Source organism: Micromonospora sp. BRA006-A, assembly GCF_033433935.1.
GTDB lineage: Bacteria > Actinomycetota > Actinomycetes > Mycobacteriales > Micromonosporaceae > Micromonospora > Micromonospora aurantiaca.
Genome location: NZ_JANCLW010000001.1, coordinates 3256724 through 3279474, shown reverse-complemented (window position 1 = coordinate 3279474; position 22751 = coordinate 3256724). Strand labels below are relative to the sequence as shown.

The following is a 22751-nucleotide window of genomic DNA, read 5'->3' as shown; positions in this document are numbered from 1 at the left end:
GATCTTCAAGTTGTGGTGGTTCACGAACCCGGACATGCGCGACCTTCGAGGCGCCACAAGTCCAAGATCGACGCCGAGGGCCGCAGGGCGCGCGCGGTCAGAGCGCCACGATCGCGGCCGACTCCGGCGGCAGCTCGACGCCGTCGCGCATCACCGTGACGCCCTCCGACGTGGTGAGCAGCACCCGGCGTACCACCCCGGGCAGGTTGATCCGCTGTGCCCGGCCGGCCAGGTTCGCCACCACGAGCGTGTCGCCGCGCCGCATCACCAGGAACCGGTCGCCGTGGCGTACGCCGACCCGGTCCAGCCGGGGGTCGGACAGGTCGGCCCGGGAACGGCGCAGCGCGATCAGCCGCCGGTAGAGGTCGTACGTCTCGCGGTGCTCCGGCTTGTCCAGCTCGGCCCAGTCCAGCCGGGACCGCAGGAACGTCTGCGGATCCTGCGGGTCGGGTACGTCGTCGGTGGCCCAACCGTGGTCGGCGAACTCCCGTCTGCGGCCGGTGGCGACCGCCGTCGCGAGTTCCGGCTCGGGGTGACTGGTGAAGAACTGCCACGGCGTGGAGGCCGCCCACTCCTCCCCCATGAACAGCATCGGCGTGAACGGCGCGGTCATCAGCAGCGTGGCGCCGACGCGCAGCAGCCCGGGTGACAGGGTGGCGGAGATCCGGTCGCCGGTGGCCCGGTTGCCGATCTGGTCGTGGTTCTGCAGGTACGCCACGAAGCGGTGGCCGGGGGTGCGCTGCCTGTCGACCGGGCGGCCGTGACTGCGGCCCCGGAAGCTGGACCAGGTGCCGGCGTGGAAGAACCCGCCGGTCAGCACGTCGGTGAGGCACTCCAGGGAGCCGAAGTCGCCGTAGTAGCCCTGCCGTTCGCCGGTGAGCAGCGTGTGCAGCGCGTGGTGGGCGTCGTCGTTCCACTGGGCGTGCAGGCCGTAGCCGCCCGCCTCGCGGGGCGTGATCAGGCGCGGGTCGTTGAGGTCGCTCTCGGCGATCAGCGACAGCGGCCGCCCGAGGTGCGTCGACAGCGCCTCCACCTCGGCGGCGACCTCCTCCAGCCAGTGCACGGCCCGGCCGTCGGGCATGGCGTGCACGGCGTCCAGCCGCAGCCCGTCGACGTGGTAGTCGCGCAGCCAGCCCAGCACGCTGTCGGCGATGTAGCGGCGTACCCCGTCGGAGTGCGGGCCGTCCAGGTTGACGGTGCGGCCCCAGGTGTTGCTCTGCTCGGTGAGGTACGGCGCGAACCGCGGCGCGTAGGCCCCGGAGGGCCCGAAATGGTTGTAGACGACGTCGAGGATCACCCCCAGGCCCTTGGCGTGGGCGGCGTCGACGAACCGTTTCAGCCCGTCCGGGCCGCCGTACGGCTCGTGCGGGGCATACCAGCACACGCCGTCGTAGCCCCAGTTGTACTCGCCGTTGAACGCGTTGACCGGCAGCAGCTCGACCATGTCCACGCCGAGGTCGACCAGGTGGTCGAGCTTGGCGATCGCCCCGTCGAACGTCCCCTGGTGGGTGAACGTGCCGATGTGCAGCTCGTACAGCACGCTGCCGGGTAGTTGCCGGCCGGTCCAGGCGGCGTCGGTCCAGGCGAACGCGGCGTGGTCGTAGAGCCGGCTGGGCCCGTGCACCCCGGCCGGCTGCCAGGCCGAGCGGGGGTCGGGCAGGGCCTGGCCGTCGTCGTCGAGCAGGAACGCGTAGTCGGTGCCCGGCCCGGCGTCGGGCACCTCGACCCGCCACCAGCCGTCCGGCCCCTGACGCATCGCGTGGTCGGCGGCGCCGGGCAGGCGCAGCCGAACCCGCGCGGCCTCGGGCGCCCACACCGTGAACTCGGTCATGCGGCGGCCTCCACAGAGTCGGTGGGTGCGAGGAGGGCGACGGGATAGGTGCTCAGCAGATCATCCAGGAGCAGCTCAGAACCACTGTAGACCCGCCCGGTGAACAAGTCGGTGCACTCGTGAACGGGAAGTGACACCGTCGTGTCCCGCCAGCCGCCGGAGCGGGCCAGCCGCAGCGGCAGCCGGGTCGCCACCACCACCGCGCCGCCCCTGTCGAAGGCCACCGCGTGCGCGGCGGCCGGGCCGCGCGCCGGCACCGGCCGGTAGCCGCCGAACAGGTCCGGGCGGTCGCGGCGCAGCCGCAGCGTCCGGGACACCACGAGCAGCTTGGCCGCGCCGTCGCCGGCCACCGCCGGCCGCCAGCCGGCGTCGAGCCGGGCCAGCATGTCCCGGCGTACGGCGAAGTCGACAGGCCGCCTGTTGTCCGGGTCGACGAGCGAGTTCTCCCACAGCTCGGTGCCCTGGTAGACGTCGGGCACGCCAGGCATGGCGAGTTGCACCAGCTTCTGCCCGAGCGCGTTCGACCAGCCGGGCGGAGTGATCTCGGCGGCGAACGCGGTGATCTGGGCGTGCAGTTCCGGGTCGTCGTACATCCTGTCGACCAGGGCGTGCAGCTCGTGCTCGAAGGCCGGGTCCGGGTCGGCCCAGCTCGTGGTGACCGACGCCTCCCGGGCGGCCTTCTCGGCGTACCCGTGCAGTCGTTCCCGTTCGAGCGGCCACGCCCCGACGGCGGTCTGCCAGAGCAGATGGGCCAGCGCGGGGTCGGCCAGCGGCACCCGGGACATCCAGTCGGCGACCCGCTCGGCCCAGCGGCCGGGCAGCTCGGACAGCACCGCGAGCCGGGCGCGGACGTCCTCGCCGCGCTTGGTGTCGTGGGTGGACAGCGCGGTCATGCTCGCCGGCCACCGCACCTGCCGGGCGGCGGCGAAGCGGTGCAGCTCGGCCGGGGGTACGCCGAAGTGGGCCGGGCTGCCGCCGACCTCGTTGAGGGCGACGAACCGGCTCCACCTGTAGTACGCGGTGTCCTCCACGCCCTTGGCCATGACCGCGCCGGTGAACTGCGGGAACCGGGCGGCCAGCTCGTGGCCGGGGTCGCGCAGCCGGGCGGTGACCTGGTCGAGGACGCCGGTCAGGTCGGGACGGCGGCGGCCTGCTTCGCTGCGGGCGGCGGCCAGGTGCCGGGCACCGGAGGGCGGGTAGCCTCGGTAGACCGGGAAGCAGGCGGCCAGCTCGGCCAGGGCCGCGCGGACCTGCTCGCCGGGCAGCTCCGGCACGAGCGCGGCCAGCCGGGTCAGCTCGGCGGCGAGCAGCCGGGCGGCGGCCTCCAGCTTGGTGGCGTGCGTCAGGTCCGGCCAGGAGGTGTGCCGGCCGGTCAGCCGGCCGTCGAGCGTGGTGAACTCCGGTTCGGCGTCCGGGTCGACGAACAGCCCGGACACGGCGGCCAGCGCGTCGTACCCGGTGGTGCCGTCGACCGGCCAGTCCGGCAGGTCCTCGCCGTACTCCAGGATCTTCTCCACCACCAGCCAGATCGCCGGCGCGGCGGCGCGCAACCGGGTCAGGTAGCCGGCCGGGTCGCGCAGCCCGTCCGGGTGGTCCACGCGGATGCCGTCGACCTCCCCGGCGCCGACCCAGCGCAGGATCTCCGCGTGGGTGGCGTCGAAGACCTCCGGGTCCTCCACCCGCAGGCCGGCCAGGTCGGACACGGCGAAGAACCGGCGGTACGTCAGCTCGGCGTCGCCGCGCCGCCAGTTCACCAGCTCGTAGTGCTGCCGGTCGTGCACCTGCCGGGGCGTGCCGTCGCCGGTGCCGTCGGCGACCGGGAAGCGGTGCTCGTGGTAGCGCAGCTCCCCGTCGACGAGCTTCAGGTCGTCGAGCGCGTCCGCGGTGTCGGCGAGCACCGGCAGCAGCAGCCTCCCCCGGTCCCAGTCGACGTCGAACCAGCGCGCGTACGCCGAGTCGCGTCCGGACCGCAGCACGTCCCACCAGGCCGGGTTGGCCTCGGGGCGGGCCACCCCGGCGTGGTTGGGCACGATGTCCACGACCAGGCCCAGCCCGGCCGCGCGCAGCGCCCGGACCAGCCGTACCCGGGCGGCCTCGCCGCCGAGCTGCGGGTTGACCGCGCGGTGGTCGACCACGTCGTAGCCGTGCGTGGAGCCGGGGGTGGCGGTGAGCAGGGGCGCGGTGTAGAGGTGGGTGACGCCGAGCGCGGCGAGGTAGCCCGCCAGCTCGGCCGTGGCGTCCAGGTCGAAGCCGGGACGCACCTGGACCCGGTACGTCGAGCGGGGGGTGTCGGGCATCGGTCAGGCCGTCCTCTCCAGGACCAGCAGCGAGCGGTCCGGCACGCAGACCGTGCCGCCCGCCTCGACGAGCGTCGTCTTCTCCGGATCGGGTTCCGCGGTGCTGATGACCAGCTCCCACCGGGTGCCGAACTCCTCGCCGGGCAGCGTGAAGTCCAGCGGCGCGTCGTGCGCGTTGAACAGCAGCAGGAACGAGTCGTCCCGGTGGCGCTGGCCGTACTGGCCGCGTTCCCCGATGCCGTCGCCGTTGACGAACAGGGCCACCGAACGGCCGAAGTCGTTGCCCCAGTCCTCGCCGGTCATCTCCCGGCCGTCCGGGGTGTACCAGGCCAGGTCCGGCAGGCCGGACCCGGCGGCCCGGCCGCCCACCGGCAGGCCGGTGAAGAACCGGCGGCGGCGGAACACCTGATGCCGGTTGCGGAAGTCGGTGAGCCGGCGGACGAAGTCCAGCAGCTCGTCGTCGGCCCGGTCCCAGTCCACCCAGGCGATCTCGCTGTCCTGGCAGTAGGCGTTGTTGTTGCCGCGCTGGGTGCGGCCCAGCTCGTCGCCGTGGCCGAGCATCGGCACGCCCTGGGACAGCATCAGCGTGGCCAGGAAGTTGCGTCGCTGCCGGGCACGCAGCGCGCGTACGCCGGGGTCGTCGGTCTCGCCCTCGACGCCGCAGTTCCAGGACCGGTTGTGGCTCTCCCCGTCCCGGTTGTCCTCGCCGTTCGCCTCGTTGTGCTTGTCGTTGTAGGACACCAGGTCGGTGAGCGTGAACCCGTCGTGGCAGGTGACGAAGTTGATGCTGTGGAACGGGCGGCGTCCGTCGTCCTGGTAGAGGTCGGCGGAGCCGGAGATGCGGGAGGCGAACTCGGCGAGCGTGGCCGGCTCGCCGCGCCAGAAGTCGCGGACGGTGTCGCGGTACTTGCCGTTCCACTCGGTCCACTGCGGCGGGAAGTTGCCGACCTGGTAGCCGCCGGGGCCCACGTCCCACGGCTCGGCGATGAGCTTCACCCGGCCGACCACCGGATCCTGCTGCACCACCTCGAAGAACGTGGACAGCCGGTCCACCTCGTAGAACTCGCGGGCGAGCGTGGCCGCCAGGTCGAACCGGAAGCCGTCGACGTGCATCTCGGTGACCCAGTAGCGCAGCGAATCCATGATCAGTTGCAGTGAGTGCGGGCTGCGGACGTTGAGGCTGTTACCGGTGCCGGTGTAGTCGACGAAGTAGCGCCGATCGTCCTCGGAGAGCCGGTAGTAGCTGGGGGTGTCGATGCCCTTGAAGCTCAGCGACGGACCGAGGTGATTGCCCTCGGCGGTGTGGTTGTAGACCACGTCGAGGATGACCTCGATGCCGGCCGCGTGCAGCGCCTTGACCATGCCCCGGAACTCCTGCACCTGCTGGCCCAGGCGGCCCAGCGCGGAGTAGCCGTGGTGCGGGGCGAAGAACCCGATCGTGTTGTAGCCCCAGTAGTTGCGCAGCCCCAGGTCGGCCAGGCGGTGGTCGTGCACGAACTCGTGCACCGGCATCAGCTCCACCGCCGTCACGCCGAGCCGCTTGAAGTGCTCGATCATCACCGGGGAGGCGATCGCCGCGTACGTGCCGCGCAGTTCCTCCGGGATGCCCGGGTGGCGCATGGTCAGCCCGCGCACGTGCGCCTCGTAGATCACCGAGTGGTGGTACGGGGTGCGCGGCGGCCGGTCGTTGCCCCAGTCGAAGTACGGGTTCACCACCACCGACTTCGGCATGTACGGCGCCGAGTCGGCGGTGTTCATCCGGTCCGGGTCGCCGCCGACCTCGTAGTCGTAGACCGACGGATCCCAGGTGACCTCCCCGTCGACAGCCTTCGCGTACGGGTCGAGCAGCAGCTTGTGCGGGTTGCAGCGCAGCCCCTCGGCCGGGTTCCACGGCCCGTGCACCCGGTAGCCGTAACGCTGGCCGGGCTCGACACCGGGGATGTAGGCGTGCCAGACGTACGCGTCGACCTCGCGCAGCTCCACCCGCCGCTCGGTGCCGATGTCCCACTCGTCGAACAGGCACAGCTCGATCTTCTCCGCCACCTCGGAGAAGATCGCGAAGTTGGTGCCCATCCCGTCGTACGTGGCGCCGAGGGGATAGCTCTCGCCCGGCCAGACCTGCATGTCGCTCCTTCGGCCCATGATCGTGAGCGCACCGGACAGGGGGAACCGCCGATGCGCACGCCGGTGATGCCCAGTCGTACCCGCCGTCAATCCACCCGTTCGGACCGTAACCGAATCCGCCCTCGTGCGAACGGACAGACGTTCGGGTGTCATCCGTCACGATCGCCCTTTTCGAGATGCGGACCGGCGGCGGATGGACTTTCCTGGATCCGGGCCCACGCGCGCGCGGGCCCGCCCGGCCGTTCGGCCACCCCTCACCACCGCTCGACGCCGCCACCGATGCCGGCGTGCCTCACCATGCATGGACGGAGATCCACGTGACCACTCTGCGGGTCGGCGCTCAGCCCGCCACCGCGACGGACCGGCTCCACCGGCCCACCCTCACCTCCCGCCCGGCCCCGCCGGCGCCGGCCGGGTCCGCGCCCCGGACCCGGCGCATCCTGATGCTGTCGTGGGAGTACCCGCCGGTGCTCGTCGGCGGGCTCGGCCGCCACGTGCACGCGCTGTCGGTCGCCCTGGCCGCCGCCGGGCACGAGGTCACAGTCGTCACCCGCCACGCCGAGGGCGCTCCCCTGGAGGAGTACGCCGACGGCGTGCGCATCGTCCGCGCCGCCGAGGACCCGGTCACCTTCCCCCTCGCCACCGGCTCGCTGCTCGCCTGGACGATGGCGTTCAACCACACCCTCACCCGGGCCGCGCTGCGCGCCGCCTCCTCCGGCTCGTACGACGTCATCCACGCCCACGACTGGCTCGTCGCGCACACCGCGATGACGCTGCGCGAGCACCTGGACGTGCCGCTGGTCAGCACCATCCACGCCACCGAGGCGGGCCGGCACCAGGGCTGGCTGCCCGAGGAGATGAACCGGACCATCCACGGCGTCGAGCACTGGCTCGCCGGCGAGTCCGGGCGCGTGATCGTCTGCTCCGGGTACATGCGCGACGAGGTGGGCGCGCTGTTCGGCGTGGACGCCGCCCGCGTCGACGTGGTCCCCAACGGCGTCGAGCCGCACCGCTGGCGGGTGCCCGCGTCGGCGGTCGCCGCCGCCCGGGCCCGGTTCGCCGCCGACGGCCCGCTGATCACGTTCGCCGGCCGCCTGGTGTACGAGAAGGGCGTGCAGCACCTGCTGGCCGGGCTGCCCCGGCTGCGCGACCGGCACCCCGGGCTGCGCGCGGTGATCGTCGGCGACGGGCCGTACAAGGCGGACCTGGAGGCCGAGGTGCACCGCCTCGGGCTGGGCGCCACGGTGAGCATGCCCGGGTTCCTCGGCGGCACCGACCTGCCCGCCGTCATGGCCGCCTCGGACTGCTTCGCGGTGCCGAGCATCTACGAGCCGTTCGGCATGGTGGCGCTGGAGGGGGCCGCCGCCGGCGCGCCCCTGGCAGTCGCCCGTACCGGCGGGCTGGCCGAGATCGTCGAGCCGGGCGTCACCGGGATGACGTTCGCCCCGCACGACCCGGACGGCCTCGCCGAGGCGGTGCACACGCTGCTGTCCGACCGGGACCGGGCGCGTGCGCTCGCCCGGCGGGCCCGCACCATGGTGCACGAGCAGTACGGCTGGGCGGCGATCGCGTCCCGTACGGCCGCCGCGTACGCCGCCGCCATCGCCGGCGATCCGGCGTTCACCGCCGCCCGCGCCCAGCACCGCATGGCACACGGCCACGCGACCCCGCACGTGCCCGACGGCAACCTCCTCACCGCCGCCGGCTTGCGGTAAGGAAGGGCCCCCTATTAACGCCTCCGGTAGAGGAAGGGTCCCTTATTAACGCCCCCGCACCCCGGTGAGCACGACGAAGGCCGCCGACCCGAGCAGGGTCGGCGGCCTTCGTCGTCCGCGTGTTAAAAGGGGGCCCCGCCTCTACCCGAGGCGATAATAGGGGGCCCTTCCTTGCACGCTCAGCGCTGGGCGGCGGGGACGTAGTCCCGCTCGGTGGCGCCGGTGTAGATCTGCCGCGGCCGACCGATCTTGGTCTCCGGGTCGTTGATCATCTCGCGCCACTGCGCGATCCAGCCGGGCAGCCGGCCGAGCGCGAACAGCACCGTGAACATCTTCGTCGGGAAGCCCATGGCCTTGTAGATCAGGCCGGTGTAGAAGTCCACGTTCGGGTAGAGCCGCCGGGACACGAAGAAGTCGTCGGCGAGCGCGATCTCCTCGAGCTGCACCGCGAGGTCCAGCAGCGGGTCCGGCTTGGCCATCCGGCCGAGCACGTCCTGGGCGGCCTTCTTCACGATGGCGGCGCGCGGGTCGTAGTTCTTGTAGACCCGGTGCCCGAAGCCCATCAGCTTCACGCCGTCCTGCTTGTCCTTCACCTTCTGCACGAAGGAGCGGACGTCGCCACCGTCGGCCTGGATCTTCTGGAGCATCTCCAGCACGGCCTGGTTGGCGCCGCCGTGCAGCGGGCCGAACAGCGCGTTCACGCCGGCCGAGACCGAGGCGAACAGGTTGGCGTTGCTGGAGCCGACCAGCCGCACGGTCGAGGTGGAGCAGTTCTGCTCGTGGTCGGCGTGCAGGATGAACAGCATGTCCAGCACCCGGGCGACGACCGGGTCGACCTCGTACGGCTCGGCCGGTACGCCGAACGTCATCCGCAGGAAGTTCTCGACGTAGCCCAGCGAGTTGTCCGGGTACAGCAGCGGCTGCCCGATCGACTTCTTGTACGCGTACGAGGCGATGGTGGGGACCTTCGCCATCAGCCGCACCGTGGACATCTCCACGTGCTCGGAGTCGAACGGGTCCAGGCTGTCCTGGTAGAAGGTCGAGATGGCGCTGACGGCCGAGGAGAGCACGGCCATCGGGTGCGCTTCGCGGGGGAAGCCGTCGAAGAAGCGGCGCATCTCCTCGTGCAGCAGCGAGTGCCGCCGGATCCGCTCGCTGAACTCGGTGAGCTGCGCCTGGGTCGGCAGCTCGCCGTAGATCAGCAGGTAGGAGACCTCCAGGAAGGAGGACTTCTCGGCCAGCTGGTCGATCGGGTAACCCCGGTACCGCAGGATGCCGGCATCACCGTCGATGTAGGTGATGGCGGACGAGCAGGACGCGGTGTTCACGAAACCGGGGTCGTACGTGGTCATCCCGGTTTCCTTGAGCAGCTTGCTCACCCCGATCCCGGCGGGGCCCTCAACCGCGGACTGCACCGGCATCGACAGCTGCCCACCGGGGTGGTCGAGCTTGACTTCCGTCATCTGTTCCTCGCTTCGCCGGCAAGATCTTCGTTGAATTGCCTTCGCTTCTACCGTAATCACGGCGCGGAGAACACCGCTCGTCATGGTTTGAGGGTGAGGTGTGCGTCACCTGTTTCCCGGCCAGCCGGTCCGGAAACCGGATGGGAGCGCGGCCATGGGCACGTTCGGGAGGTCCGTCACGACAGCGTGAGCCGCCGCAGCGTCCCGTCGTCGCCGACCCGGTAGAGGTCGAGCCGGTTGGCTCCGGCGGCGAACAGCCGGTCGTCGGCGAGCAGCGCGGCGAACCGCCGTCCACCGGCGTCCGGCGGCACCACGGGCACCACCGCGCCGACGGTGCCGTTGACCGCCACGGCGAGCCGGGTGCCGTCGGGTACGCCGTCCGGCACGGTGCCCCAGACCAGCGCGGGCAGCCCGCCGCCGGCCGGGTCGACCGCGTCGAACGCGTCCCGGTTCGCCACCGTGGCGGTCCCGCCGACCGGCGCGTCACCGACGCGGGTGCCGACGAGCGGGTCGACGGGAAGCGGCGGGAGCGGGGCGGGCACGCCACCGGTGACGGTGACCGGCTGGCCGGGGCGGTCGTAGAAGCGCTTGTCGGCCCGTTCGCGCGGCGCGGCCTTCGCCGACCGGCCGTCCATCCGCCAGGGCACCCGCATGTGCGTCTCGTCGGCGATCGTGGGCAGCAGGTCGACGTGCTCCCAGTTGCGGTCGTCGACCCGTCCGGTGCGCTGGCCGGGTTCCTTGACGAACATCGGCACCCAGGCCACCTCGTTCGCGGCGTGGTCGATGGCGTCCATCCCCCGGCCCTGCCAGTCCCGGCGGAAGCTGACGCCGTGGTCGGCGGTGAGCACCACCAGCGCCTTGTCGTAGAGGCCGGTGGCGCGCAGCGTCCGCAGCGTCTCGCCGATCAGCCGGTCGGTGTAGCCGAGCTGCGCCAGGTGCCGGGCGCGGGCCAGGTCGACCCAGCCGGCGCCGTCGTTCGGCAGATCCTCCGGCGCCGCGTAGTGCGCCCCGGACGGCAGGTACGCCCACGGCGAGTGGGGCATCAGCAGGTGCAGGAAGTACAGCGTGGGCCGGGTGTCGGGGCGCAGCCCGGCCAGGAACGAGGTGAACCGGGCCGGCTGGTTGTCGTCGAGGGTGTCCCAGCGGAACTTCGGGTCGTCCGGCACCGGCTCGGCGGCGTCCAGCCCGGCCTCGGCGGCGGTCCGCTCGCGGTAGGAGTCCTCCGGGTCGATCCGGCTGTCCACCGGCGCGGCGATGCGGCCCATCAGCTTGCCGCTCTCCCGGACCAGCACGCCGAGTCCCTGCTCCGGGGTGGTGGCCTGCTCGCAGCGGCTCGGCGGGCAGAGCCGGGTGATGCTCTCCTCGGCCTTGATCCGGTAGAGGCCGCCGAGTGCGGTGAACAGGTTGTCCGGGTACTGCGAGTAGTGCGGTGCCGCCCCCCGCTCCGGGTAGCGCCCGGTGAGCATCGCCGGCAGCGCGTAGGGCGTCCAGCCGCTGACGCCGGTGGCGTTGCGGTACCACGTCGACCCGCCGGCCAGCGCCGCGAAGTTCGGGTAGCGCTCGGCGTCGATCCGGCCGTCCGGGCCGAGCAGGGAGACCAGCGGCAGCTCGTCCAGCACGATCATGACCACCGGCGGGTGCGCGCCCGCGCCGGCCACACCGGCCGCGCCGCCCTCGCCGCGCGGCAGCACCACCGCCGAGGCGGGCGACGCGAACAGGAACAACCCGACGAACACCAGCGGTCCGGCGGCGGCGACCCGCAGCACCCGCCGGGGCGCCCGCCACCGCCGGTGTGCGGCCGCGCCGGCGGCTCCGGCCACACCGGCGGCGACGAGCAGGGGTACGCCTCGAAGCGGCGTGACGTGCCGGCCGACCTGGACCGCCAGCGCGGCGAGCAGCAGGCCGACGAACGCGGTGTGCACGGCGGCCCGGATGAGGTGCCCGGCGGGCACCGCCAGCGAGCCGAGCAGCGCGAGCGCGCCCAGCAGCCCGAGCACCGTCGTCGGCGCGAGCGCGATCAGGGCGACCAGGAGCAGCACCTCGCCCCGGGAGGCGCGGTGGAACAGGAAGAAGTCGGGGCTGCGGCCGAGCACGTCGAGCAGGGGCTGGGTGACCACCAGCCCGACCAGCGCCACCACCTCGGCCAGCCGCGCCGCCTCGGGACGCCACCACTGCCGGCGTTCCCGCCGGACCGGGACGGCGGCGTGGTCCCGGGGTGGCGCGAGGGTGTCCTCAGCCACCCACCACCACCTGGTAGAGCGTGCGGGTGCCGGACGGCAGCTCGGTGCGGGCGACGATCCGGCCCCGGCGGGCGAGCAACGCCTCGAAGGCGTCGCGCCGGTAGTCCGGGAACAGTCCGTCGGGCTTGTTCGCCAGCAGACGGCGGGCCATCGGGTCGTCCGGGTGGACGAACTCCACCACCAGGCTGCCGCCGGTCGCGGTGAACGCGGTGAGCTGGTCGAGCACCTCGGGCAGCGGCACGTTGCGCCCGATCGCCAGGTGGTGCACGACGGCCAGGGCCAGGACGGTGTCCGCGCGGGCCCGGTCCGCGAACGCGGCCCGCTCGACGCCGCGCCAGCCGCCGCCCGGGGACGGGTCGGCCAGGTCCATCACCAGCGGCAGGATCCGTGTCTCGCCCTCGTCGCGCAGCACGCGGTAGAGCGTGTCCACCACCGCCGGGTCCTGCTCGACGGCGACGACGTGCGCGGCGTGCCGGGCGGCGACGCGGGCGTACCGGCCGTCGTTGGCGCCCAGGTCCAGCGCCGAGCCGCCACCGACGGCGGCCACCGCCCGGTCGACGAACTCCTCCTTGGCCTGCCGGTCCGGCACCGAGTACGCGCAGGTGCGCTGGTAGTCCGACCAGTGGCTGTCGCCGGGCCGGTGGTCGAGGCGGCGGACCAGCTTCGTCAGCCCGCGTACCGTGGCCAGCGCCAGCTCGCGGGAGAACCCGGCGGCGCGCAACTGGGCGCGGACGTCGGTGGTGCTCGCGGCGGAGTTGCGGGCCTGCATGGCGCCGTGCAGGTGCACGTGGGTGGGCACGCCGGCCCGCCAGCGCCGGGTGCCGCCGAACAGCCGGCGCATCTGGTCCGGTTCGACGCCGTCGACGCGGGCGCGCAGGAACGGCTGGAAGTCCAGCCCGAGGTGGGCCTGGATGAGCAGAGGGTAGAGCAGCGTCTGGCAGAACTGCCGGTAGCCGGCCCAGGGTTCGCCGTCGCGCAGCGCCTCGAACGAGCCCACGTCGATGAAGACCGGCCGGGCGCCGCGCCACTGCACGTTGTACGCCGAGCCGTCCTTCGTGGTGAAGCCCGCTTCCAGGGCGGCGCGCAGCACGTCCAGGTGCAGCAGCGCCGCGTCGCGCAGCATGGCGGACGACCACTCGTAGGGGTGCGAGACGAACGGGATCCGCTCGTGCCGCAGCACCGCGGTCCAGGGCGCGTCGACAGGGGTCGGGGTCAGCTCCTCGGTGCCGACGATCTGCCCGCTGCTGGTGGCCTGCCGGAAGAAGTCGGTGACGGACAGCGCCCGCCAGTCCCGGGCGGAGCGCTCGTCGAGTCCGCGCAGCACCTCATCGCCCCGGTGGAACACCCGGTTGCCGGGGTCGCGGAAGGAGCCGGGCTCGACGCGGGCGCCGGTGTCGGGGATCGTCACGCCGCCGGACCCTGGTCGGAGGGCTGGCGCCGGAACCGGGACACCAGGCGGCGCCAGTAGAGCTTGGCGGCCACCGCCACCCCGGCCACCCCGCCGACCACCGCCTGCACGATGAGACTGCCGGATCCCGCGTCCAGGTAGGCCAGATGCGTCACGGCTGCTTTCCTTCCCTCGCCGGTCATCGGAGCACGCCCGGAATGCGAGCTTTATTGCTCCACGCCGGACTTGTCCCCCACCGTAACGTCTCGGCGTCCGGGTGCGCGGCCACACCGGCCACTCGTCCCCCGTCCGATCCGTTCAAGACGGGCCGGCCCGGTCGCGCCTACGGTGGCCGCATGACACCGCAGTTCGATCTGGTCGGGGCCGTGGTCACCGACATGGCCCGCACGCTCGACTTCTACCGGCGGCTGGGGCTGCCGATCCCGCCCGGCGCCGAGACCGAGGGGCACGTCGAGGTCACCCTGCCGAACGGGGTACGGCTGGCCTGGGACACGGTCGAGGTGATCCGCAGTTTCCATCCCGGGTTCGACCCGTCCGGCGGCAACAACCGGATGAGCCTGGCCTTCCGGTGCGCCGACCCGGCCGAGGTGGACCGCTGGTACGCCGAGCTGACCGGCGCCGGGCACCACGGCGAGATGCCGCCGTGGGACGCGTTCTGGGGGCAGCGGTACGCGGTCCTGCACGACCCGGACGGCAACGGCGTGGACCTGTTCGCCCCGCTGCCCACGACCGAGTAGACGTGAGCCGGCTCGCGGGCGGCTTCCGGGCCGGTCAGCTCGCCTGCGCGCGGCTCCGGGCCGGGGCGAGCAGCCGGGTCGGCGGCACCCCGGCCAGCTCCCGCACCTCGCGGGTCAGGTGGGCCTGGTCGGCGTACCCGCTGCGCACCGCCACCTCGGCGAGCGGCGCACCGGCGCGGGCCAGGTCCAGCGCGCGGCGCATCCGCAGGATGCGGGCCAGCGTCTTCGGGCCGTACCCGAACAGGGCCCGGCTGCGGCGGTGCAGGGCGCGCGGACCGAGGCCGACCTCGGCGGCGGTCGCGGCGACGGTGGCCCCGGCGGCCAGGCGGGCGGCGACATGCGCGCCGATCGGGTCGGGGCCGCCGGCCGCGCGCAGCCGGTCGCGGGCGACCCCGGCGAGCACCGCGGCGGCCCCGTCGCCCGGCGCGGCCAGCGCCGCCTCGACCCGCTCGGTCACCTCGGCGGCGGCGCTGCCCCACAGGTCGGCCAGCGGTACCCGGCGGTCCCGCAGCTCCTCGGCCGGTACCCCGAACACGGCCGGGCCGGTTCCCGGCGGCAGGCGCAGCCCGATCCACCGGTCCCCCGGCGCGGATCGCGACAGGTGCGCGGTGCGGTCCGGACCCGCGACCAGCAGCCCGCTCCGGCTGGACCAGAGCAGATCCAGGCACCCGTCCGGCAGCACCCGCGTCTCACCCCCACCGGAGACGCTGCGCCACAGCACCCCGCCCGGAACCCCCGCCACCTTCCACTCCCGGTACACACCCCAACCCTGCCACCGTCCCCGTCGATCATGAGGTTGACGGCACCGGCACCCGGCGTGTCGCACCGCCAACCTCATGATCGACGGGGTGGGTGGGGGCCGGGACGGTCGGGGTCAGGGGCGGTGATGCATGGCGAGGCGGAGCAGGAGGAAGCGCAGGGCCGTCGCCGCCAGGTTGGCCGTCACCAGGACGGTCAGCTCCAGGGCGCGGTTCGGGGTGGTGGTGGCGTGTAGCGCGGCCAGGGAGCCGCTGGTCAGGGCCAGGCCGAGCGCGAACGCGAGCAGCCCCTGGAGGTGGTGCCGGCCCGCGTGCCGAGGCCCGCTGACGCCGAACGTGAGCCGCCGGTTGGCCGCCGTGTTCGCCACCGCGGTGAGCAGCAGCGCCAGCAGGTTCGCCGGTTGCGCCCCGAGCGGGCCGCGGGCCAGCAGGAACAACAGCAGGTACGCGAGCGTGCTCGCCACCCCCACCGCGGCGAACCGGGCGAGCTGGCGCGGCAACCCGATCGGCACCCGCGCCGGCGGTGCCGGCAACGGCCCCCGGCCCAGCTGGGCGCGCAACTGCGCCAGCGGCAGCGCCCCGGTCACCAGCGCCCGGCCCAGCCGCCCGATGCCGCGCAGGTCGGCCAGCGCGGTGGCGACGATGTCGACCCGGCTGTCCGGGTCGTCCACCCAGTCCACCGGCACCTCGTGGATGCGCAGCCCGGCCCGCTGCGCCAGGACCAGCAGCTCGGTGTCGAAGAACCAGCCGGTGTCGCGGACCAGCGGCAGCAGCTCGGCGGCCACGTCGGCGCGGATCGCCTTGAACCCGCACTGGGCGTCGGAGAAACGCGCCGCGAGCGCCCCACGCAGCAGCAGGTTGTAGCCGCGCGAGATGACCTCCCGCTTGGCGCCCCGGACCACCCGGCTGGTGCGGGCCAGCCGGGTGCCGATGGCCAGGTCCGAGTGCCCGGAGATGAGCGGCGCGACAAGCGGCAGCAGCGCGGCCAGGTCGGTGGACAGGTCCACGTCCATGTACGCGAGCACCGGCGCCGGCGAGGCCGACCACGCCGCCCGCAGCGCCCGGCCGCGGCCCTTCTCGTCCAGGCGCAGCACCCCCACCTCGGGCAACTCGTCGGCGAGCACCCGGGCCACCGCCGGGGTGCCGTCCACGCTGGCGTTGTCGGCCACCGTGATCCGGAACGGGTACGGGAAGTGCGCGGTCAGGTGCGCGTGCAGCCGCCGGACACAGGGCCCGAGGTCGGCCTCCTCGTTGTAGACCGGGACCACCACGTCGAGCACCGCGCTGCCGGCGGCGGGCCGGGCCTGCACGGCGGCCCGGGGCGCGTACGTGTCAGTCATCGCTCAGCCCTGCTTTCCGCTGCTCAGGTCGTACACGGTCACGCCGTCGACGGTGGTCGCGGTGAAGGTCTCGGCGACCCACGCGGCGATCTCGGCCGAGGCTTTGCTGCCGCCGTCGGCCCGGAACCCGCCGCCGCCGAGGAAGTAGTGGATCCGCCCGTCGGCGACGTACCGCTGGAACTGGGCGAGCGTCGGCGACGGGTCACTGCCGTTGAATCCGCCGATCGGCATGACCGGCCGGCCGGTCGCCAGCTGGTAGCCGGAGGCGTTGTTCGAACCGACAGTCGCGGCGACCCAGGTGTAGTCGTCGGCGTCGGCGGTGAGCAGCGCGGTCATCTCGGCGCTCGGCTCGCGGGCGTCGAGCAGCCCGCCCATGCCGCCGCGCTGCCCCCGCCCGTCCTGCCCGGTCCCGCCGTCCTGCCCGGTCCCGCCGTCCTGCCCGGTGCCGCCGGGCGCGCCCGGGGCCGAACCACCACCGGGGAATCCGGGGAACCCGCCGGCGTTCGCCCCGCCGTCCTGGCCGGTACCGCCCGGGACGGTGCCGTTGGAGCCGGTGCCGTTGGAGCCGGTGCCGTTCGGGCCGCCCGGGAACTGCCCGTTCCCACCGCCCGGACCACCGGGGAACTGCCCGTTCCCGCCACCCGGCATCCGCCCGCCCGGTCCACCGGGGCCGCCGAAGCCACCCGCTCCGGCCGGCCCGGCGCTCGGGATCGAGCCGCTGTGCGGGGTGGCAGCGGTCTGCATGGCGTACGCGGCCGGCCCGGCCAGCGCCACCGCGATCCCGGCGACGGACACCACCGGCACCACCCACCGCACGACCCGCCCGGCAACCCCGGCCCCGGACCTCGCCTTCACCCCCGTCTCCGAGTTGACCAAGGAGTTCGCGTCACGTCGAACGCCGTTCCCGGACACGAACTCCTTGATCACCGCCGAGGTGGCCAGGAGGGCGGCAGCGGTCAGGCCCAGGGCCAGGATTGTGGGGCGCAGCCAGGGGTGCCAGTCGGGGGTGCGGCCGAGCAGGTGCCAGGACCACCAGGCGGTGACCGCCAGCGTGCCGGCCAGGACCAGCGTGGCGACGAGCGCCCGCCGCCGGCGCGGAGCCGCGACGACCGAGGCACCCGCGACGACCGGCGCATCCGCCGCAGCGGGGACCGGAGCTGCCGCGTCTGCCGCGACCGGTGCCGAGCGTGCGCGCCAGAGCAGCGTGACGCCGATGCCGGCCAGCGCGCCGACCGCCGGGGCCAGGGCGACCGTGTAGTACGCGTGGAAGATCCCGGACATGAAGCTGAAGATCAGTCCGGTGACCAGCAGCCAGCCGCCCCAGAGCAGCAGACCGGCCCGGGTGCGGTCGGTACGCGGCGCGCGCCCGGCCAGCCACAGCCCCGCCACCAGCAGGATCAGGGCGGCCGGCAGCAGCCAGGAGATCTGCCCGCCGACCTCGGTGTCGAACATCCGCAGCAGCCCGGTCTGGCCGGAGAACGGTCCGCCGCCTCCCCCGCCGGGGCGGCCGCCACCGCCGCCACCGACGCTGCCCACCTCGTCGCCGGTGATGCGGCCCAGGCCGTTGTAGCCGAGCGTCAGCTCCAGGATGCTGTTGTTCTGCGAGCCGCCGATGTACGGGCGGGCGCTCGCCGGCACCAGTTCGACGATCGCCACCCACCAGCCGGCGGAGACGACCACGGCGAGCCCGGCGAGCAGGAGCTGGCGGATCCGCCGTCCGGGGCCGGTCGGCGCGGCCAGCAGGTAGACGCCGGCGAAGACCGGGATCACCAGGAACGCCTGGAGCATCTTGGTGAGGAAGCCGAAGCCGACGAGCACTCCGGTCAGCGCGATCCACCGGGTGCTCGCCGTCTCCACCGCGCGCACCGTGGCGTACGCGGCGGCGACGAGCAGGAACACCAGCAGCGCGTCCGGGTTGTTGAACCGGAACATCAGCGTCGCCACCGGGGTGAGCGCGAGCACCGCGCCGGCGAGCAGGCCGGCGGCCGGGCCGTACCAGCGGCGGACGGTCGCGTACAGCACGCCGACGGAGGCGACGCCGAGCAGTGCCTGCGGCACGAGGATCGACCAGCCGCTCAGGCCGAAGATCCGCACCGAGAGCGCCATCAGCCACAGCGAGGCGGGGGTCTTGTCCACGGTGATCGAGTTGGCCGCGTCCGAGGAGCCGTAGAGGAACGCCGTCCAGTTCTGCGACCCGGCCTGCACGGCGGCCGAGTAGAACGCGTTGGCCCAGCCGGAGGCGCCCAGACCCCACAGGTAGAGCAGCGCGGTCACGACCAGCAGGCCGAGCAGGGCCGGCCGGGCCCAGCGCGGATCGCGGCCGGTGCGGGTCTGCGGGGGTACGGGCGCGGGGGCCGGCTCGGTGCCGGGCGGCGCGGCCGTGGGCACGGTCGGCAGGCTGTCGGTTCGGTTCATGCCGGCAAGACTCGGCGGGCCCGCTGGCCCGCTCCCGTGAACGGCCTATGCGTCGGCTGTGGATCCCGGCAGCCAGACCGTGAACGCGGTACGGCCGGGCCGGCTGACCACGTCGACCCGGCCGTGGTGCGCCTCCACCACGGCGGCGACGATGGCCAGCCCCAGGCCGGTGCTGCCCTGGGCGCGGGAGCGGGAGGTGTCGCCGCGCGCGAACCGCTCGAAGACCTCCGGCTGCAACTGCTCCGGGATGCCCGGCCCGTCGTCGGTGACGCGGAGTTCGACACCGTCGGGCGCTGGTGCGAGCCGGACCGTGACTGTGGTGCCGGCCGGGGTGTGCACCCGCGCGTTCGCCAGCAGGTTCGCCAGCACCTGGTGCAGCCGGTGGGTGTCGCCGGTGACGGTGAGCGGCTCGTCGGGCAGGTCGAGTTGCCAGCGGTGGTCGGGCCCGGCGACGTGCGCGTCGCTGACCGCGTTCACCGCCATGGCGGTCAGGTCGACCGGCTCGGCGGCGAGCGGGCGGCCGGAGTCCAGCCGGGCCAGCAGCAGCAGGTCGTCGACGAGGCTGGTCATCCGGGTGCTCTCCGACTCGACCCGGCGCAGCGCGTGCGCCACGTCGGGCGGCACCTCCTGGCGGCCCCGGCGGGCCACCTCGGCGTACCCGCGGATGGCCGCGAGGGGGGTGCGCAGCTCGTGGCTGGCGTCGGCGACGAACTGGCGTACCCGGGTCTCGCTGGCCTGCCGGGCGGCGAGCGCGGCGGCGACGTGGCCGAGCATCCGGTTGAGCGCGCCGCCGACCTGCCCGACCTCGGTGCGGGGGTCGGTGTCGGCGGCCGGCACCCGCACGGACAGGGCGACCTCGCCGCGGTCGAGCGGCAGTTCGGTGACCCGGGCGGCGGTGGCGGCGACGCGGTTGAGCGGGCGCAGCGTGACCCGGACGATGAGCAGACCGAGGGCGCCGGCGATGACCAGGCCGGCGCCGATCACCCCGGCCTGCGCGACGATCATCCACATGACGGTGTCGTCCACCTGGGCCAGCGGGATCGCGAGGACCAGCACGTCGCCGTCGCCGCGCGGCGAGGGCAGCGCGATCGCACGGTAGTCCCCGCGGTCCCCGACGACGACGGTGCGCGGGCGGTCGCCGACGGGTACGCGGGCCAGCTCGGTCAGGTCGGCGGGTGGCACCTCCTCGCTGCCGCCGCTCTCGGACCGGACCCGGCCGACGGGTTCGGCGGCGGCGGGCACCCGGACCGCGATGGAGCCTGGCGGGAAGCCGCCCGGGGGGTCCGGCGCGACCTCGTCGGATTCCGGCGGGGTGGACCGCTGATCCGGGCGCGGCGGGTCGATGCCGCGGCGGGCCCAGCGTTCGAAGTCGGCGGGCCGCCGGTCACCGAAGGTGAGCTGGTTGTCGATCTGGTCGATCAGGAAGTGCCGCAGCGCCACTGTGGTCAGGCCGCCGATGCCGAGGCTGACCAGCGCGAGCAGCGCCACCACGGAGAGCACGAGCCGGCGGCGCAGCGACCAGCCGGCCAGGCGGCGGCGCAGCCGGCCACGGCTGTCACTCGGCGGGCTTGAGGACATAACCCGCCCCGCGCAATGTGTGGATCATGGGCGCGCGGCCCGCGTCGATCTTCTTGCGCAGGTACGAGATGTACAGCTCGACCACGTTGGCCTGGCCGCCGAAGTCGTAGTTCCACACCCGGTCGAGGATCTGTGCCTTGCTGAGCACCCGGCGCGGGTTGCGCATGAGGTAGCGCAGCAGCTCGAACTCGGTGGCGGTGAGCGTGATCAGGTCGTCGCCGCGGCGTACCTCGTGGCTGTCCTCGTCGAGGGTGAGGTCGCCGACGGTGAGCACCGCCTCCTGGCGGGCGGCGACCGCGAAGCCGGAGCGGCGCAGCAGCGCGCGCAGCCGGGCGATCACCTCCTCCAGGCTGAACGGCTTGGTGACGTAGTCGTCGCCGCCGACGGTGAGCCCGGCGACGCGTTCCTCCACCGCGTCGCGGGCGGTCAGGAACAGCACCGGCACGCTCGGGAACTGCTCGCGCAGGCGGCGCAGCACCTGGAAGCCGTCCAGGTCGGGCAGCATCACGTCGAGCACCACGGCGTCCGGGCGGAACTGGCGGGCGGTGGTGACCGCCGCCATGCCGCTGCCGGCGGCGGCGACCTGCCAGCCCTCGTACCGCAGGGCCATCGAGAGCAGATCGGTGAGCGTCGGCTCGTCGTCGACGACGAGCACCCGCACCGGTTCGCCGTCCGGTCGGCGCAGCTCGATGCGGCCCTGCGCGGACTGCGCGTTCATGACCATGCCCCCATCGTGGGCGGACCCGCTGTCGGCGGGCTGTCCCGATCCTGTGTACCAGCTGTGCGCGCCGTACGGTGCGGATCCAGGCAGGTCCGGCGAGGTCTTCCGCACCCGGGCTACCCGGTGGTAACTTCCCGGCATGTCCATCGACGGTCGTTTTTCCGGTCGGCTGGCCGGCAAGGTGGTGCTGGTGACCGGGGCGGCCCGGGGCATCGGCGAGCACACCGCCCGCCTCGCCGCCGCCCGCGGCGCCCGGTTGTCCCTCGTCGGGCTGGAACCCGACCGGCTCGCCGCGCTCGCCGCCGAGCTGGGCCCGGGGCACGCCTGGTTCGCCGCCGACGTCACCGACCAGCAGGCGCTGGCCGAGGCGGTCGACGGCACCGTGGCGGCGCTGGGCGGGATCGACGCGGTGGTCGCGAACGCCGGGGTCGCCAACCGCGGCACGATCGCCGTCGGCGACGTCGAGGCGCTGGTGCGTACCGTCGAGGTCAACCTGATCGGGGTGATGCGCACGGCGGCGGCGACCGTGCCGGCGCTCGTGGACCGGGGCGGATACCTGCTGATCGTCTCCTCGGCCGCGGCGTTCGCCGCGCTGCCCGGCATGGCCGCCTACTGCGCGTCGAAGGCGGGCGTCGAGCAGTTCGGCAACGCGGTCCGCCTGGAGCTGGCGCACCGGGGCGTGGCGGTCGGCACCGCCCATCCGTCGTGGGTGGACACCGACCTGGTCCGCGAGGCGCGCGCCGACCTGCCGGCCTTCTCCACGGCGCTGGCGAAGCTGCCGTGGCCGCTGCGGCGCACCACGACAGTGGCCGAGTGCGCCGAGGCGTTCGTCCGGGCGATCGAGCGCCGCAGCCGCCGGGTGTACGTGCCGCGCGCCGTGGCCGGCGTGCAGGCGATGCGGTCGGTGCTGGTCAGCCCGCTGGCCGACCGGTTGGTGGGCCGCACCGCCCGGGCCACCGTCCCGCTGATCGAGGAGCAGTCCCGGGCGCTGGGCCGGGGCTTCGGCGCCAGCACGCCGCAGGGGCGGCCGTGACCGCGCCGGTGGAGGTCGTCTACGAGCGGCGGGGCGCCGGGCCGGCGCTGGTGCTGCTGCACGGCATCGGCCACCACGGCGGCGCCTGGCGGCCGGTGCTGGACCGCCTCGCCGAGGCGCACGACGTGATAGCCGTCGACCTGCCCGGCTTCGGCCGCTCCCCGGTGCCCGCCGCCGGGCTGCCCGCCGACATGCCCGGCCTGGCCGTGGCCATGGTCGAGCTGTTCGCCGCGTTCGGGCTGGAACGTCCGCACGTGGCGGGCAACAGCCTCGGCGGGGCGATCGCGCTGGAGCTGGCCGCGCTCGGCGCGGTCTCGTCGGCCACGGCGCTGTCGCCGGCCGGTTTCTGCACCGCGCGCGAGCTGCGCTGGGCGCTGACCGTGCTGTCCCTGCACCGCAACGCGGCCCGGCTGCCCGAACCGGTGCTGCGCCGCCTGTTCGCCGCGCCCGCGCTGCGGATGCTGGCGATGGGCATGATCCTGGCCCGGCCCAACCGGATGGCCCTCGACGACGCGCTGGCCGACGCCCGCGCGCTGCGCCAGGCGCGGGCGTTCCGCGCCGTCGCCCGCGCCGGACGGGGGTACGCCTACGCCGGCGCGCCGACAGTGCCGGTCACAGTGGCCTGGGGTACGCGGGACCGGATCCTGCCCTACCGGCAGGCGGCGCTGGCGCGTACCCGGCTGCCCGCCGCGCGGCACCTGGACCTGCCCGGCTGCGGGCACGTGCCGATGCACGACGACCCGGATCTGGTCGCCTCGGTCATCCTCGGCACCACCGGCGTCCGGCCGGCCTGACGCGACGCGCCCGGCTGCTCCGGAGCCTCACTCGGTCGCGCCGAACGGGAACGTGTGCACGTACCGCATCGTCCAGCCACCGGGCGACGCGTGGTCGTCGCGCTCGTAGAGGTGGTCGGCGATCCCCTCAGCCGGTTCCTCCGGGTGACGCAGCACCCACCGGGGCGGCGGCGCGCCGTCCGGCCCGGCCGGCAGCTCCCGGGTCAGCTCGTCGGCCGGTCCGCCGACGAACCGTACGCGCACCGCGCCCACCGCTGTCCCCCGTTCCTCGACGCCCCCGCCGCGAAGCTACCCCGC

At 74.1% G+C, this 22751-nt stretch carries 17 protein-coding genes; 4 read left to right on the top strand and 13 right to left on the bottom strand.

The window, feature by feature from the left end; genetic code table 11:
- Positions 1-97: 97 nt before the first annotated feature.
- From treZ to glgX, 3 genes are read right to left on the bottom strand one after another with little or no spacing between them, the layout of a single operon-like run.
- On the bottom strand, positions 98-1831 hold the full coding sequence (gene treZ / locus NMK34_RS14720) for a malto-oligosyltrehalose trehalohydrolase (RefSeq protein WP_318333875.1): 1734 nt from the start codon (positions 1829-1831) through the stop codon (positions 98-100).
- Entirely contained in the window at positions 1828-4128 is a 2301-nt protein-coding gene (gene treY / locus NMK34_RS14715) for a malto-oligosyltrehalose synthase (RefSeq protein WP_318333874.1), read from the bottom strand. Before treY ends, treZ begins: the two co-directional genes overlap by 4 nt.
- A gap of 3 nt (positions 4129-4131) precedes the next feature.
- A complete protein-coding gene (gene glgX / locus NMK34_RS14710) occupies positions 4132-6252 on the bottom strand; it encodes a glycogen debranching protein GlgX (RefSeq protein ID WP_318333873.1) in 2121 nt (706 codons plus the stop codon).
- Positions 6253-6569: 317 nt separating this feature from the next.
- On the opposite strand from glgX, the gene NMK34_RS14705 reads away from it, so the two are divergent.
- Entirely contained in the window at positions 6570-7967 is a 1398-nt protein-coding gene (locus tag NMK34_RS14705; protein ID WP_318333872.1) for a glycosyltransferase family 4 protein, read from the top strand.
- Between the two features lie 179 nt (positions 7968-8146).
- Here the strand turns inward: NMK34_RS14705 and NMK34_RS14700 are convergent, their stop codons facing one another.
- The 4 genes from NMK34_RS14700 to NMK34_RS14685 form a co-directional block, all read right to left on the bottom strand.
- Positions 8147-9430: a citrate synthase gene (locus NMK34_RS14700; protein ID WP_318333871.1), complete on the bottom strand. Its 1284-nt coding sequence runs from the start codon at positions 9428-9430 to the stop codon at positions 8147-8149.
- A 176-nt stretch (positions 9431-9606) separates the two neighbouring features.
- The gene (locus NMK34_RS14695) at positions 9607-11670 is read right to left on the bottom strand and encodes a sulfatase-like hydrolase/transferase (protein ID WP_318333870.1); all 2064 of its coding nucleotides are present in this window, start codon (positions 11668-11670) and stop codon (positions 9607-9609) included.
- Positions 11663-13078 (bottom strand): methyltransferase domain-containing protein, encoded by a 1416-nt coding sequence (locus tag NMK34_RS14690; protein WP_318333869.1) that lies wholly within the window; start codon positions 13076-13078, stop codon positions 11663-11665. Before NMK34_RS14690 ends, NMK34_RS14695 begins: the two co-directional genes overlap by 8 nt.
- Complete coding sequence (locus NMK34_RS14685; protein ID WP_013286005.1) at positions 13075-13233, bottom strand: hypothetical protein; 159 nt, start codon at positions 13231-13233, stop codon at positions 13075-13077. Before NMK34_RS14685 ends, NMK34_RS14690 begins: the two co-directional genes overlap by 4 nt.
- Positions 13234-13413: 180 nt before the next feature.
- Here NMK34_RS14685 and NMK34_RS14680 point away from each other — a divergent pair, with 180 nt between their 5' ends.
- Entirely contained in the window at positions 13414-13815 is a 402-nt protein-coding gene (locus NMK34_RS14680) for a VOC family protein (protein ID WP_318333868.1), read from the top strand.
- Positions 13816-13849: 34 nt separating this feature from the next.
- Here the strand turns inward: NMK34_RS14680 and NMK34_RS14675 are convergent, their stop codons facing one another.
- From NMK34_RS14675 to NMK34_RS14655, 5 genes are all read right to left on the bottom strand, one after another.
- Positions 13850-14575 carry a helix-turn-helix transcriptional regulator gene (locus NMK34_RS14675; RefSeq protein WP_318333867.1) on the bottom strand — a complete coding sequence of 242 codons (726 nt, stop codon included), beginning with the start codon at positions 14573-14575 and terminating at the stop codon, positions 13850-13852.
- A 114-nt stretch (positions 14576-14689) separates the two neighbouring features.
- Entirely contained in the window at positions 14690-15913 is a 1224-nt protein-coding gene (locus tag NMK34_RS14670) for a glycosyltransferase family 2 protein (RefSeq protein ID WP_318333866.1), read from the bottom strand.
- Between the two features lie 3 nt (positions 15914-15916).
- The gene (locus NMK34_RS14665; protein WP_318333865.1) at positions 15917-18328 is read right to left on the bottom strand and encodes a glycosyltransferase family 39 protein; all 2412 of its coding nucleotides are present in this window, start codon (positions 18326-18328) and stop codon (positions 15917-15919) included.
- Between the two features lie 45 nt (positions 18329-18373).
- The gene (locus NMK34_RS14660; protein ID WP_318333864.1) at positions 18374-19906 is read right to left on the bottom strand and encodes a sensor histidine kinase; all 1533 of its coding nucleotides are present in this window, start codon (positions 19904-19906) and stop codon (positions 18374-18376) included.
- Positions 19884-20630 carry a response regulator transcription factor gene (locus NMK34_RS14655; RefSeq protein ID WP_412098880.1) on the bottom strand — a complete coding sequence of 249 codons (747 nt, stop codon included), beginning with the start codon at positions 20628-20630 and terminating at the stop codon, positions 19884-19886. Before NMK34_RS14655 ends, NMK34_RS14660 begins: the two co-directional genes overlap by 23 nt.
- Before the next feature lie 136 nt (positions 20631-20766).
- Between NMK34_RS14655 and NMK34_RS14650 the strand changes: the two genes are divergently transcribed.
- Both NMK34_RS14650 and NMK34_RS14645 read left to right on the top strand, forming a co-directional pair.
- Positions 20767-21660 (top strand): SDR family oxidoreductase, encoded by an 894-nt coding sequence (locus tag NMK34_RS14650; protein ID WP_318333863.1) that lies wholly within the window; start codon positions 20767-20769, stop codon positions 21658-21660.
- A complete protein-coding gene (locus tag NMK34_RS14645; protein ID WP_318333862.1) occupies positions 21657-22454 on the top strand; it encodes an alpha/beta fold hydrolase in 798 nt (265 codons plus the stop codon). The genes NMK34_RS14650 and NMK34_RS14645 overlap by 4 nt, the downstream gene beginning before the upstream one ends.
- A gap of 27 nt (positions 22455-22481) precedes the next feature.
- Here NMK34_RS14645 and NMK34_RS14640 read toward each other — a convergent pair whose 3' ends face one another.
- Positions 22482-22697, bottom strand: a complete 216-nt coding sequence (locus tag NMK34_RS14640; protein ID WP_318333861.1) for a hypothetical protein — start codon at positions 22695-22697, stop codon at positions 22482-22484.
- Positions 22698-22751 lie beyond the last annotated feature (54 nt).

Bases quoted from the DNA above. Each gene is read 5' to 3' on its own strand.
- treZ (WP_318333875.1), bottom strand. From the start codon at position 1,831: ATGACCGAGTTCACGGTGTGGGCGCCCGAGGCCGCGCGGGTTCGGCTG.
- treY (WP_318333874.1), bottom strand. From the start codon at position 4,128: ATGCCCGACACCCCCCGCTCGACGTACCGGGTCCAGGTGCGTCCCGGC.
- glgX (WP_318333873.1), bottom strand. From the start codon at position 6,252: ATGCAGGTCTGGCCGGGCGAGAGCTATCCCCTCGGCGCCACGTACGAC.
- NMK34_RS14700 (WP_318333871.1), bottom strand. From the start codon at position 9,430: ATGACGGAAGTCAAGCTCGACCACCCCGGTGGGCAGCTGTCGATGCCG.
- NMK34_RS14680 (WP_318333868.1), top strand. From the start codon at position 13,414: ATGACACCGCAGTTCGATCTGGTCGGGGCCGTGGTCACCGACATGGCC.
- NMK34_RS14670 (WP_318333866.1), bottom strand. From the start codon at position 15,913: ATGACTGACACGTACGCGCCCCGGGCCGCCGTGCAGGCCCGGCCCGCC.
- NMK34_RS14665 (WP_318333865.1), bottom strand. From the start codon at position 18,328: ATGAACCGAACCGACAGCCTGCCGACCGTGCCCACGGCCGCGCCGCCC.
- NMK34_RS14660 (WP_318333864.1), bottom strand. From the start codon at position 19,906: ATGTCCTCAAGCCCGCCGAGTGACAGCCGTGGCCGGCTGCGCCGCCGC.
- NMK34_RS14655 (WP_412098880.1), bottom strand. From the start codon at position 20,630: ATGGTCATGAACGCGCAGTCCGCGCAGGGCCGCATCGAGCTGCGCCGA.
- NMK34_RS14650 (WP_318333863.1), top strand. From the start codon at position 20,767: ATGTCCATCGACGGTCGTTTTTCCGGTCGGCTGGCCGGCAAGGTGGTG.